General features: G+C 58.7%; 11 protein-coding genes. 9 read left to right on the top strand and 2 right to left on the bottom strand.

Going from position 1 to position 12672, the window contains the following annotated elements:
• The first annotated feature begins 171 nt into the window (after nucleotides 1-171).
• From AC2FEE_RS07535 to AC2FEE_RS07555, 5 genes are all read left to right on the top strand, one after another.
• The gene (locus tag AC2FEE_RS07535) at nucleotides 172-843 is read left to right on the top strand and encodes a hypothetical protein (protein WP_496864140.1); all 672 of its coding nucleotides are present in this window, start codon (nucleotides 172-174) and stop codon (nucleotides 841-843) included.
• Nucleotides 844-883: 40 nt separating this feature from the next.
• Nucleotides 884-2206, top strand: a complete 1323-nt coding sequence (locus AC2FEE_RS07540) for a PQQ-like beta-propeller repeat protein (protein WP_496864142.1) — start codon at nucleotides 884-886, stop codon at nucleotides 2204-2206.
• A 48-nt stretch (nucleotides 2207-2254) separates the two neighbouring features.
• Complete coding sequence (gene der, locus AC2FEE_RS07545) at nucleotides 2255-3718, top strand: ribosome biogenesis GTPase Der (RefSeq protein ID WP_496864143.1); 1464 nt, start codon at nucleotides 2255-2257, stop codon at nucleotides 3716-3718.
• A 164-nt stretch (nucleotides 3719-3882) separates the two neighbouring features.
• Entirely contained in the window at nucleotides 3883-4869 is a 987-nt protein-coding gene (locus AC2FEE_RS07550) for a fatty acid desaturase (protein ID WP_496864144.1), read from the top strand.
• Between the two features lie 92 nt (nucleotides 4870-4961).
• A complete protein-coding gene (locus tag AC2FEE_RS07555; RefSeq protein ID WP_496864145.1) occupies nucleotides 4962-5687 on the top strand; it encodes a helix-hairpin-helix domain-containing protein in 726 nt (241 codons plus the stop codon).
• A gap of 54 nt (nucleotides 5688-5741) precedes the next feature.
• On the opposite strand, the gene serS is transcribed toward AC2FEE_RS07555, so the two are convergent.
• Together serS and AC2FEE_RS07565 are read right to left on the bottom strand one after the other, a co-directional pair.
• A complete protein-coding gene (gene serS / locus AC2FEE_RS07560) occupies nucleotides 5742-7034 on the bottom strand; it encodes a serine--tRNA ligase (RefSeq protein ID WP_496864146.1) in 1293 nt (430 codons plus the stop codon).
• Nucleotides 7035-7106: 72 nt separating this feature from the next.
• The gene (locus AC2FEE_RS07565) at nucleotides 7107-8771 is read right to left on the bottom strand and encodes a mechanosensitive ion channel family protein (RefSeq protein WP_496864148.1); all 1665 of its coding nucleotides are present in this window, start codon (nucleotides 8769-8771) and stop codon (nucleotides 7107-7109) included.
• A 202-nt stretch (nucleotides 8772-8973) separates the two neighbouring features.
• Here AC2FEE_RS07565 and yajC point away from each other — a divergent pair, with 202 nt between their 5' ends.
• The 4 genes from yajC to AC2FEE_RS07585 are packed head-to-tail and all read left to right on the top strand — an operon-like array spanning nucleotide 8974 to nucleotide 12665.
• A complete protein-coding gene (yajC, locus tag AC2FEE_RS07570) occupies nucleotides 8974-9261 on the top strand; it encodes a preprotein translocase subunit YajC (RefSeq protein ID WP_170399935.1) in 288 nt (95 codons plus the stop codon).
• Between the two features lie 33 nt (nucleotides 9262-9294).
• The gene (gene secD, locus AC2FEE_RS07575) at nucleotides 9295-10956 is read left to right on the top strand and encodes a protein translocase subunit SecD (RefSeq protein WP_496864151.1); all 1662 of its coding nucleotides are present in this window, start codon (nucleotides 9295-9297) and stop codon (nucleotides 10954-10956) included.
• A 1-nt stretch (nucleotide 10957) separates the two neighbouring features.
• Nucleotides 10958-11926, top strand: a complete 969-nt coding sequence (gene secF, locus AC2FEE_RS07580; protein WP_496864153.1) for a protein translocase subunit SecF — start codon at nucleotides 10958-10960, stop codon at nucleotides 11924-11926.
• Nucleotides 11907-12665 (top strand): TSUP family transporter, encoded by a 759-nt coding sequence (locus AC2FEE_RS07585; RefSeq protein WP_496864154.1) that lies wholly within the window; start codon nucleotides 11907-11909, stop codon nucleotides 12663-12665. Before secF ends, AC2FEE_RS07585 begins: the two co-directional genes overlap by 20 nt.
• Nucleotides 12666-12672 lie beyond the last annotated feature (7 nt).

Here is a 12672-nt window from a genome sequence, read left to right on the forward strand (position 1 = left end):
AAATGGGGTCAGGCACGTACCATTTCTACACTAAACTGGATAGTTCGGATTATTTTTTTGCGCAAGCGCGGCGTGTCGCGGTGAAAATGTGCGAATTCCGGCCCTTGGCTTGGCAAAGACGGCGGGGTATGACATGGCGCCATATGAACTGGTTACAGCCCGGGGAGCAGGATGAGCGACACCGACAGTTTTATTGATGAGGTGACCGAAGAGGTCCGCCGCGACCGCCTGTTCCTGCTGCTGCGCCGGTGGGGTTGGGTCGGCGTTCTGGCCGTGATCCTGATCGTAGGCGGTGCCGCCTTCAATGAGATCCGCAAGGCCCGGACCACCGGTCAGGCGGAAAAGCTGGGCGATGAGATTCTGGGCGCGTTGACGCAGAATGACTCGGCTGAACGTGCGGCCAGCTTGGCCAGCATCGATGCGGCCACGCCCGGTGGCGACGCCGTCCTGAACTTCCTGTTGTCCTCGTCGCAAATCGAGGCTGGATCACGCGAAGACGCAGTGAACAGCCTGAACGCAGTCGCGGTGCAGGGCGACCTGCCGGAGATTTACCGCGCCATTGCTGCCTTTAAGGCGCTGCTGTTGCAAAGCGACACCCTGCCGGTGGCCGACCGACGCCAGCAGTTCGAAGCACTTGCTGCTCCGGGGGCACCTTTACGGTTGCTGGCCGAGGAGCAGCTGGCTCTGATTGACATTTCCGAGGGTAACGCCGATGCGGCGATCGAGCGGCTGCAGGCGATGCGTCAGGACGCAGAGATCGGCGTCGACCTTCAGCAGCGAGCTGCACAGTTGATTGTCGCGCTTGGCGGCGAACCGGAACCGCTGGTGGCCCAACAGGGCTGATGCGGCGGCAATAATGAATGACAGGCGAGTTCGGAGCATCATGGTGACAAGTCTTTTCTCCCGCATTGGATTGTCGGTTGCGGCATTATCGCTGACGGCGCTTGCTGCCTGTGAAGAACCCGAGGTCATACTGCCCGGTCCGCGTGAGGATATCCGCCCAACGTCGGATTCCGAAACCACCGCAACCCAAGGCTCGAAGCCGATCAGCCTGCCGGCGCAAAAGGCGAACGCGAACTGGTCGCAAAGCGCCGGAACGCCTGCCTATCGCACCACCAATGCCGCCCTGCGTGCCACGCCACAGCGCGTTTGGTCCACCTCGATTGGTGACGGAGATTCGCGCAAACGGCGGATCACCGCTGAACCCGTCGTTGCTGGTGGTCTGATCTATACGCTGGATTCCGGCGCAACCGTATCCGCAGTGACACCGCAAGGTCAGGTGGCGTGGAGCAAGAACCTGATCCCGCCAACCGACGGTGATTCCGATGCGACAGGTGGTGGGCTGGCTTATGCCAATGGTGTACTCTACGTGTCGTCCGGGTTTGGACGCTTGACCGCTCTGGATGCGAAGTCCGGCGCGATCAAATGGCAAAAACGCCTGAACGCTACTGGCAGCGGCGCGCCGCTGGTCAATGAAGGCCTGCTGTATCTGGTTGCGGGCGACGAAACTGGCTGGGCCGTGAACACCAAGGATGGCCGCATCGCCTGGCAAATTCAGGGTACGCCGAGCGTCGGCAATGTGCTTGGCGCCCCGGCTCCGGTCATTGCGTCTGAGTTTGCGGTCTTTGCCTTTGGCTCGGGTGACGTGGCCGCGACCTTCCGCAAGGGCGGTATCCGTCGCTGGAACGCCTCGGTTGCGGGTGGACGCCGGGGGCGTGCTGCGGCGCAAATCGTGGATGTGACCGGTGGACCTATGGTCGTTGGCGACAAGATCTATATCGGTAACCACTCGGGCCGGACCGTGGCGTTCGACACGAGCTCGGGCGAGCGGGTCTGGACTGCGGATGAAGGCGCGGTTGATACGGTCTGGCCGGCGGGCAACAGTCTGTTTCTGATCAGTGATCGCAGCCAGCTGGTTCGGCTGAACATCGCAGACGGTTCCATCATCTGGGCGCAGGACCTGCCGGGTTTCGTCAAGGATAAGCGGGGACGGCGTGGCCCGATCGTTGCCCACTACGGCCCGATTTTGGCCGGTGGGCGGATTGTCATCGCCTCGAATGACGGGTTCCTGAGGTTCTACAACCCGGTCGACGGGACGCTGCTCAACAGTGTAGAGGTGCCCGGCGGTGCCACCACAGCCCCCGTTGTGGCCGGGCAGACACTTTATGTCGTGTCGTCCAAAGGTGATCTACACGCTTTCCGTTGACCGCAAGATGCGTTAAAGGGCGCGTCTGAGTCTTGAAAGTTGAGTATCATGTCGCTGACCCTCGCCATCGTGGGGCGCCCGAATGTGGGCAAATCCACCCTGTTCAACCGCCTTGTGGGCAAACGACTGGCCTTGGTCGACGACCAGCCCGGCGTAACGCGTGACCTGCGCGAAGGCGAAGGGCGTCTGGGCGACCTGCGTTTTACCGTGATCGACACGGCGGGTCTTGAGGACGCGACCGATGACAGCCTGCAGGGCAGGATGCGCCGTCTGACCGAGCGCGCGGTGGACATGGCCGATGTTTGCCTGTTCATGATCGACGCCCGCGTGGGTCTGACCCCCACAGATGAGATGTTCGCCGAGATCCTGCGCAAACGGTCCAAGCACGTGATCCTTGCCGCCAACAAGGCCGAGGGAAACGCGGCGGATGCCGGTGTGCTTGAGGCCTATAACCTTGGCCTAGGCGAACCCGTTCGCTTGTCGGGGGAACATGGCGAGGGGATGACCGATCTCTATGCGCAGTTGATGCCTCTGGCCGATGCAGCGGCGGAGAAGGCCGAGGATGACGCTCCGGAAACAGATATCGAACTGGATGAGGATGGAGAGGGTGAAACCCCTCTGATCACTGCGGCCAAACCACTGCAGGTGGCGGTCGTGGGGCGTCCGAACGCCGGAAAATCGACCCTGATCAACAAGATCGTTGGCGAAGATCGTCTGCTGACCGGCCCCGAGGCCGGGATCACGCGCGACGCTATCAGCCTGCGGCTCGACTGGGCCGACCCGGATGGTGACAGCACCCCGATGCGGATTTTCGACACCGCCGGGATGCGCAAAAAGGCCAAGGTGCAGGAAAAGCTGGAAAAACTCTCGGTGTCCGATGGATTGCGTGCCGTGAAATTTGCCGAAGTTGTGGTGGTGCTGTTGGACGCGGCCATTCCCTTTGAGCAACAAGACCTGCGCATCGCTGATCTGGCCGAGCGTGAAGGGCGCGCGGTGGTCGTGGCGGTCAACAAATGGGATATCGAAGACGACAAGCAGGAAAAGCTGCGCGATCTGAAAGAGTCCTTCGAACGCCTGCTGCCGCAGCTGCGCGGCGCGCCACTGATCACCGTGTCGGCCAAGACCGGCCGCGGGCTGGAGCGTCTGCGCGCCGCTATCCTGCGTGCTCATGACGTCTGGAATCGCCGTGTCCCCACCGCGGCACTGAACCGTTGGCTGACGGCCATGCTCGAGCAACACCCGCCGCCAGCCCCACAAGGCCGCCGAATCAAGCTGCGCTATATGACACAGGCCAAGACCCGTCCCCCCGGGTTTGTGGTCATGTGCTCGCATCCCGACAAGATGCCCGCCAGCTATACCCGGTATCTGGTCAACGGTCTGCGCGAGGATTTCGACATGCCGGGAACGCCGATCCGCCTGACGTTGCGCGGGCAGGGAGACAAGAACCCATATAAGGGGCGGCGAAAGAAAAACGCGGGCGCGTTGGCCAAACATCTCAAGGGTCGCGCGTAACTGCGCCAATTTTCAGCATTTTTGGTTGAAGGGCGTGACAGTCCCGTTGACGCAGGCTAGCATTCGCCTGTGTGCATGTGTTTCTGTGCGCGTGACTTGAATTCGAGGAAGACGCAAATAGTTTCGATGTGAATTTAACTTGGCCAATCGTGGGGACAGGCTGAATGAACTTGCGGGAATATACACGACAATATGCGGTGCAGGATAACCGGCTGGCCGCCCTTAGCTATTTTGGAACATACGCGGTTTATTTCTCGTCGCTGGCGATGGCCATCGCGTATGTCGACCGCTGGTATGTCATGATCCCCGCCGGGGTTGTGTTCGCCTTTTCCGCTGTGCGCCTCTATGTGCTGCAGCACGACTGCGGTCACCATTCTCTGTTTGAAACTCGTGAACAGAACGAATGGGCCGGGCATGGGCTGTCTCCGTTCACCTTCGCGCCTTTCGAGGTAATGAAGCAGAACCACAACCTGCACCATGCGGGCATCGGCAATCTGGAACACCGTGAAACCGGTGAGATTCACACCATGACACTGCGCGAATGGAATAAGGCGGACTGGAAAACCCGATTGTTCTATCGGCTTTACCGAAACCCGTTCATCCTGGTTCCGGTCGGCGCGCTGTTCACCTATTTCATCCGCTATCGCTGGCCCAAGAACACGATGCAGTTTGGGGTCAAGGGCGTGGTGCTTCACAATCTGTCCATCGTAGTTTTCCTAGGCCTGCTTTATCTGATCGCAGGTACGACGGGTATTCTGGTCTGGCTGGTGTTTTCTTTGCTTGGCGGGATGCTTGGCGTGTTCCTAGTCTATCTGCAGCATAATTTCGAGGACACCTATTGGGACCGTCGCCCGGATCTTGATCCGCAACTGGCCGCGTTGCAGGGCTCGTCCGCGTTGGATTTTGGCTGGTGGTTCGACAACGCGGTGGCGTGCATTACCTTACACGACATCCATCACTTCAACGCGCGCATTCCGTCTTACCGGTTGCGGGCGTGTCACTATAACCTGCCGCCCGAATATACGCCGCGCCGCATCAAATTCCCTGAGGCTGTGGCGGCGTTGAATTTGAAACTCTGGGACGAGGATGCCAAACGCCTCGTGCCATTTCCGAAAAAGGACACAACTGGTACGCTGGCGCACAGCAGTTGATACTTTGCGGCGGCTTTGATCGCCCATCGGCTTGCTGTTGTGTATATACGGTGTATATATGGGTGTTCACAGGGAGAAAGAAAGGATAAAGAATGACCGCAGTGACAGCAGTTAAGGGTGTGGGGGAGGCGATGGCGCAGGCGCTGAGCGCCAATGGTATTAAAACCGCCGAAGCCATAGCCAAAGCCAGCCCAGCTGACCTTACGAAAGTTCCCCGTATTGGGGCGGCGCGGGCTCCGCTTCTGATTGCTGCTGCGAAAGAAGCGATTGCGGCCAAACCAGCTGCAGCCAAAACTCCGGCCAGAAAACCTGCGGCGGCTAAACCTGCTGCCGCCAAAAATGCCGCCAGAAAGCCCGCAGCGGTCAAAACAGCTGCAGCCAAAACTACAGCCAGAAAACCTGCAGCGACAAAACAAGCCGCTGCAAAAACTACCACTCGCCGCAAACCGGCCACGCGCCGCGCTGCGCCGCGCAAAACTGTAGCAGCTGCAGCCGCTGAAAAACGCGCAGAAGAGGCCGCGCGCAAAGCTGCAGAAGACGCCGCGCGTAAGGCCGCAGAAGAAAAAGCCGCTGCCGAGGCCGCCGAAGCAAAAGCCCGCAAGAAGGCCAAGGCAAAAGCCAAGGCCGAAAAGGCCGCCAAAAAGCTGCAAGAGATGGAAGCTGTGTTCTCGAAGGCCAAGGACAAGGTGAAAGCCAAGTCGAAAAAGGACAAAAAGTCCAAAAAGGACGGCAAGAAAAAAGATCAGAAGAAAAAAGACGACAAGAAGAAAGATAAAAACAAAAACAAGAAGAAGGATAAAAAAAAGGCGAAGAAGTAAGCCTTCTCCGCCCTTTGGATTATCGAACCGGTGCTGCCTTCGGCGCCGGTTTTTCTATGCCAGCGAGCCATCCAGTTTCAGCGTCAGTTTACCACCCAGATAGGGAGCCAGAACCTCGGGTAGGTTCACAGTTCCGTCGGCGTTCTGACCATTCTCCAGCACAGCAATCAGGCAGCGCCCGACGGCCAGACCCGAGCCGTTCAGGGTGTGGACATATTCCGGCTTGCCGCCGCCCTCGGGGCGGAAGCGCGCATTCATGCGTCGTGCTTGGAAATCACCGCAAGTCGAGACCGAGCTGATCTCGCGATAGGTGTCCTGACCGGGCAGCCAAGCCTCAATGTCATAGGTGCGGCGCGCGCCAAAGCCCATATCGCCTGTGCATAGGATCACGGTCCGGTAGGGGATGCCCAGTTTTTCCAGGATGCCCTCGGCGCAGCGCAGCATACGCTTTTGTTCGTCATCCGATTTGTCAGGATGCGTGACCGATACCATTTCGACTTTTTCGAACTGGTGCTGACGAAGCATGCCGCGGGTGTCCTTGCCCGCCGACCCGGCCTCGGAGCGGAAGCACAGCGAATGCGCGGTGTAGCGGCGGGGCAGGTAGCTTTCCTCGATCATCGTGTCGTTGACGATGTTGGTCAGCGAAACCTCGGAGGTCGGGATCAACCACCAGCCTTCACGGGTCTGATAGCTGTCCTCGCCGAATTTGGGCAGTTGGCCGGTGCCCTGCATCATCTCGGACAGAACCAGAACCGGGCCGTTGACCTCGGTCAGTTCGTTTTCGTTGATATGCGTGTCCAGCATGAACTGCGCCAGCGCACGGTGAATGCGGGCAACGCCGCCGGACAGCAGTACAAAGCGCGAGCCAGAGAGTTTCGCGGCGGTCTCAAAGTCCATGCCGTTCTGGACGGCTTCGATCTCGAAATGTTCCTTTGGGGCAAAATCCAGCTCGCGCGGAGTGCCCCAGCGGCTAATCTCGACATTGTCGTTCTCATCCGCGCCTGCGGGAACGTCTTCGGCGGGTAGGTTGGCAATGCGGATCAGTTGGTCAGTCAGCAGAGCGTCCAGGTCCTTGGCCTCGGTTTGCATCCGGGCGATCTCGGCCTTTTTCTCGGCTACCAGAGCGCGCAACCGTTCGAACTCGGCCTCATCGCCGCGTCCTTTGGCAGCTCCAACCTCTTTGCTTGCCTTGTTCTGTTCGGCCTGCGCCGTTTCAGCGGCAAGAATCTTGGCGCGGCGACTTTCGTCCAACCTTAGCAAATCTGACGACACCGGCGCGTCCCCACGGCGCGCAAGTGCGGCGTCGAAGGCGGCTGGGTTTTCGCGAATGGCGCGGATGTCGTGCATGGTTCAGATCCTTAAATGCGTGAATCACTGAACCCGCTTATGCACCATCTGAAAGGCAGGGTGTAGCGCCGGTTACGACTTATCGGCATGCTCGTGTGTTTCATGCGCCAGATGGCCATCCCAGTGCTCGGCTGGGATCTTCGGTTCGGGCGGATCGGCCATGTAAGAGGGCGTCATGATCTGCACACCGTTTTCATTAAACACGGCCACGATGTTGCGGTGCAGGTCCGACCGGATTTTCGGGATGATACTACCGCGAGTCGTGTAGCCGTTGATCTGGTAGTTGATCGCGTAATCCGCCAGGGCGGTCCACAAAACAAAGGGTTCCGGTTTTACCTTGATCCCTTTGGTGCGATGGGCGGCCTCGATCAGCATGGCCTCGACCTTTTCCGGGGGCTCTTCATAACCGATGCCGACAGTGGTGTGCAGCAGTAACCCGCTACCATCGGTCTTCTTTGAGAAGTTCACCACATCCGAGTTCATCAGTTGCGCGTTGGGGATTGAGATCAACTCGTTCTTTATGGATTTCAGATGCGTCTCCATCAGCTTGATCTGAACCACATCGCCGATGTGATCCCCGATCTGGATGCGGTCTCCGATCGAGGTCGAGCGGCGATAGATCACGAACAACCCAGCCAGCATGTTGGAAACGACAGAATTCGCCCCCAGCGACAGCATCGCACCAACCAGAATGGTCAGACCTTGAAAGGCGGCCGAATCCGAGCCGGGGATGTAGGGGACGGCAAAGACCAACGCGATCAGGATGACAACGACGCGGGCGATGTTGAAAGTAGGGCTGACCCAATGTTTCTCGAAATCACCCAGATCGAACGAGCCTGCCTCGACCGCATCAAAGAATACGCGCATGCCCCTGATGATATATATTGTGACCCACGCGATCAGGCCCAGCATGATCAGGTTGGGAAAATAGCTGATGATCCCCCTGAAAATCAGCAGGACCGGCTCGGTCAGATAGGTCAGCAGCAATTGGGCAAAATAGCGAGTTTCTGCAAAAGCCAGCAGGACGAAGGACAGGTAGTAGTAAAAGCCCAGAAAGAAGATCACCAGCAGGATGAAGTTCAGCCCATACCGGACCAAGGCAGCAATCGCCTCGGCCTGAACGCTTTTGGCGGTGGCGGTTTCCACGTCTTTCAGGTGGCGTTTAACGAATTTTAGCGTGCGCCGTCTGATCCTGCGATGCAGCCAAAGGATCGTTATGACAAAGACGGCAAATCCGACCGTCCAGGCCGCGGCCTCGATAGCGCCTGATACCCGCGCTTGTTCACTTCGGTTTGCGCGATAGGAGATGATGGCCGTTTCAATGGCACGCCCATGCAGAAAACTGAGGACATCCAGTTCCATCTGTTCCAAATCCGCGTCGGCGGTGGTGACTACCGAAACCGAAACACCGTCGACAAGAATATGCGTGCCGAGTTCCGTATCCTCATACGTCACAACGACGTCGGAGCTTTCTGAGGATTCGGCGACCTCTATGATGTTGTTCTGAACGGTTACCGCGCGTTCCGAAGCGGGAAGTGCGCTGGAGCCGCGAAGAAAGAACAGCGTGTCTCCGTCGACGATTACAGGCGCCTTGAAAACCTCGGTGTCGCTTATTTCGGTGTCCTGTGGTTCAGCCGGTGCGTTTTGCGCCGCGATTGGAGCGGACAGAAGGACAATGACAACGGTCGAAAGCAACAGATGCATCAACAACTGGAAGGGTTTGATGTTTCTAGTCATTCGGCCTCCTTGCCTCTGACTATATCCATGTCGACGGGCGTTCCTAGGACATATCTGCAACGCTTTAGTACATCCTTGAGGTCTGCTGCACAGAACCGATACGTTCCGGCACGGCCTTTGCTTGCAAACGGCGGGTTCAAAGCATAGGTTCTCGCCAAATTCGCGGAGCCCCTCCGCATCTCCAAACCAAAAGGAATATCCCATGGAAGGTGGCGCAATCGCCCAGTTTCTCCCGCTGATCCTGATCTTTGCGATCATGTATTTCCTGCTGATCCGTCCGCAGCAGAAGAAGATGAAGCAACATCAGGCCATGGTCGAAGCCGTGCGTCGAGGCGATCAGGTAGTCACCCAGGGTGGCCTGATCGGCAAGGTGTCGAAGGTCAAGGAAGGCGAGAACGAGATCGAGGTCGAACTGGCCGAGAACGTCAAGGTTCGTGTGGTCAAGTCGACCATCGCTCAGGTTCTGAATAAGACCGAACCGGCGAAGTAATTTCGCGCGACAATCCCTTGAAAAGGCAGGGTAATGCTGCAAATTGATACCTGGAAGCGGGTTCTGATCTGGCTGGTCTGTTTAACCGGCTTGCTGATGGCCCTGCCGAATGCGTTCTACACGCGCGTCGAGCAATCCAACGATGCCAAGGCCGCGATTGAGCTTGGCATCGACACCCCTGAAATGCAGGCGCAGGCGGCGCAGTGGCCGAACTGGCTGCCGTCGTCGTTGGTCAATCTTGGCCTCGACCTGCGCGGCGGGGCGCATCTGTTGGCCGAAGTAAAGGTCGAAGATGTCTACGAATCCCGGATGGAGGCGATGTGGCCCGAAGTGCGCGACGCCCTGCGGGATGAGCGCGCAACAGTAGGCACGATCCGCAAACAGGAATCGGCCCCCGATGAGATTCGCGTTCGCATCAGTCAGCCCGAGGGCATGGCCCGCGGGCTGGAGGTTGTGCGTGGTCTGGCCCGTCAGGTGCAGACGCTGACCGGCGTCGGCGCCACCGATATCGAAGTTCGCGCCGAGGGCGACACCATCATCGTGCAACTGTCCGAGGCCGAGAAGCTGGCTTCGGATGACCGTACCGTACGTCAGGCGCTTGAAATCATTCGTCGCCGGATCGACGAGGTCGGTACCCGTGAGCCCACCATTCAACGCCAGGGCGCCGACCGTATTCTGATCCAGGTTCCGGGCATTGGCAGCGCGGGTGAATTGAAGGGGATCATCGGAACCACGGCGCAGCTGACCTTCAACCCGGTTGTCGGGCGTGGCACCGACCCGGATGCAGTTCCGGGCATCGGGCAGGAAGTGGTTCCGTCGATCGATGAAAATGGCGTGTTCTACATCATCGAATCCGCTCCGGTTGTGACCGGTGAGGAACTGGTGGATGCACAGCCTTCGTTCGACCAGAACGGTCGCCCTGCGGTCAGCTTCCGCTTTAACACGTCAGGCGCACGGAAGTTCGGCGACTACACCCGTGACAATATCGGCGCGCCCTTCGCCATCGTGCTGGATGACGAGGTAATCTCGGCCCCTGTAATCCAGGCACATATTGCCGGTGGGTCGGGGATCATCACCGGCAACTTCACCGTCGAGGAAAGCACCAATCTGGCCGTCCTTCTGCGCGCCGGTGCTTTGCCTGCCGGGCTGGAGTTCCTTGAAGAACGCACCATCGGCCCCGAGCTGGGGCAGGACAGTATCGACGCGGGCAAGACCGCAACGATCGTGGCCTTTGTCGCGGTTCTGAGCTTTATGGCACTCAGCTATGGTTTGTTCGGCCTGTTCGCCAATGTTGCTCTGATCATCAACGTCGGGCTGATCTTTGGCCTGCTGTCGCTGATCGGGGCCACGCTGACCTTGCCGGGGATCGCAGGCATCGTTCTAACGGTGGGTATGGCGGTGGACGCCAATGTGCTGATCTTTGAACGTATTCGCGAGGAACTGAAATCCGCCCGAGGTCCGGCGCGGGCCATCGAGCTGGGTTATGAAAAGGCGCTGTCGGCCATTGTCGACGCCAACGTGACGACGTTCATCACCGCCGTAATCCTGTTTGCAATGGGCAGCGGACCGGTGCGCGGTTTCGCGATTACGCTGGGATTGGGTATCCTGACCTCGGCCTTCACCGCGATCTTCGTGACCCGTCTGATTGTCGTGATGTGGTTTGAACGCCGCCGTCCGAAAACGATCGAGGTTTGACATGAGACTGAAACTCGTACCCCAGAACACCTCGTTCGATTTCTTCAGCCGCTGGAAAGTCTGGTTAGGCATCTCGGCCCTGATGATGGTTGTGGCGTTTACGTCCTTCATGCTGCAGGGGCTGAACTTTGGCATCGACTTCCGGGGCGGGACCACGATCCGGACCCAGTCCACGCAAGAGATCGACATCGGCGCCTATCGTGACGCCATCGCGCCATTGGAACTGGGCGATGTCTCGATAACAGAAATCTTCGATCCGACCTTCGGGGCGGACGAAAACGTCGCCATGATCCGTATTCAGGCACAGGCTGATGCCGAGGCGGTCTCGGCCGCCACGGTCACCGCCGTGGAAGAGGCGCTGAAGGTTGCCGTGCCAGATATAGAATTTGTCTCGGTCGAATCCGTGGGTCCCAAGGTCTCGGGTGAGTTGATCCAGACCGCCGTGATCGCGGTGATGCTCGCCATCGGGGCGGTGCTGGTCTACATCTGGCTGCGCTTTGAATGGCAGTTTGCGCTGGGGGCAGTGGCCGCACTGGTGCATGACGTGATCCTGACCATCGGGATATTCTCAGAGCTGCAGATCCGCTTCGATCTTGCCATCATCGCAGCGCTTCTGACCATCGTGGGCTATTCGCTGAACGACACCGTGGTCGTGTTTGACCGGGTGCGAGAGAACCTGCGGAAGTACAAGAAGAAAGACCTCAAAGAGGTTCTCAACATCTCGATCAACGAAACCCTCAGCCGGACGGTCATGACCTCGGTTACCACTCTGCTGGCGCTGATCTCGCTCTATGTGCTGGGCGGGGATGTTATCCGCGGTTTTGTCTTCGCTATGATCTGGGGCGTGATCGTGGGAACCTATTCCTCGGTCTTCGTGGCCTCGACCATCCTGTTGTGGCTGGGGGTCAAACGCGACTGGTCCAAGCCTTCCAGTACGGCGGGCAATCAATTTGCCAACATCGACGCCTGAGCTTTTCGGCCAGTCCCCAACGGGGCTGGCCATAATTCTATGCGCCGCCTTCCTCAGCGGGGTCGTGCGCGGATTCTCGGGCTTTGGCACCGCGCTTATCTTCCTACCTGTTGCTACACCTTTCCTTGGTCCATTTGGCGCCCTGATCGGCTTGACCATCATGGATATTTTTGGCCCGTTGCCGAACCTGCACAGAGCATGGAAAACCGTACATCGCATGGATCTGGTGAGATTGTTGGCGGGGTGCGCACTTACGCTTCCTGTGGGGTTATGGCTGTTGACCAAGGTCGAGCCCGAAGTGTTTCGATATGCCGTTAGTCTGTTGGCGCTTTTCATGCTGGCTGTGTTGATTCTTGGATTGCGGTACCACGGCCATGTCGGTCGGGGCATGGTCACGGGCATCGGAGCAGCGGCCGGATTTCTGGGCGGCGTGGCGGGCTTGCCCGGTCCGGCAGTGATCCTATTCTACATGTCGCGCCCCGTACCCGTTGAGGTGATCCGCGCCACGATCCTATTGTTCCTGTTTGGGTTCGACTTTCTTATACTTGGTTTTCTGACCGGGATGGAGCGCGTGACCTGGGCGGCTGTTGCACTGGGGCTTGTGTTGGCTGTGCCGAATCTGTTCGGCAATTGGCTGGGCGGTTGGTTGTTCCGACCCGCCTATGAAAAACTCTATCGCGCTGCGGCCTATTTGGCGATCGCGGTTGCGGCCTTGTCGGGGCTGCCGCTTTGGGGCTAGAAGGTGC

Source organism: Ruegeria sp. YTSC199 (assembly GCF_059609725.1).

Coding starts and splice junctions, on each gene's coding strand:
- AC2FEE_RS07535 (WP_496864140.1), top strand. CDS start 172: ATGAGCGACACCGACAGTTTTATTGATGAGGTGACCGAAGAGGTCCGC.
- AC2FEE_RS07540 (WP_496864142.1), top strand. CDS start 884: ATGGTGACAAGTCTTTTCTCCCGCATTGGATTGTCGGTTGCGGCATTA.
- der (WP_496864143.1), top strand. CDS start 2,255: ATGTCGCTGACCCTCGCCATCGTGGGGCGCCCGAATGTGGGCAAATCC.
- AC2FEE_RS07550 (WP_496864144.1), top strand. CDS start 3,883: ATGAACTTGCGGGAATATACACGACAATATGCGGTGCAGGATAACCGG.
- AC2FEE_RS07555 (WP_496864145.1), top strand. CDS start 4,962: ATGACCGCAGTGACAGCAGTTAAGGGTGTGGGGGAGGCGATGGCGCAG.
- serS (WP_496864146.1), bottom strand. CDS start 7,034: ATGCACGACATCCGCGCCATTCGCGAAAACCCAGCCGCCTTCGACGCC.
- AC2FEE_RS07565 (WP_496864148.1), bottom strand. CDS start 8,771: ATGACTAGAAACATCAAACCCTTCCAGTTGTTGATGCATCTGTTGCTT.
- yajC (WP_170399935.1), top strand. CDS start 8,974: ATGGAAGGTGGCGCAATCGCCCAGTTTCTCCCGCTGATCCTGATCTTT.
- secD (WP_496864151.1), top strand. CDS start 9,295: ATGCTGCAAATTGATACCTGGAAGCGGGTTCTGATCTGGCTGGTCTGT.
- secF (WP_496864153.1), top strand. CDS start 10,958: ATGAGACTGAAACTCGTACCCCAGAACACCTCGTTCGATTTCTTCAGC.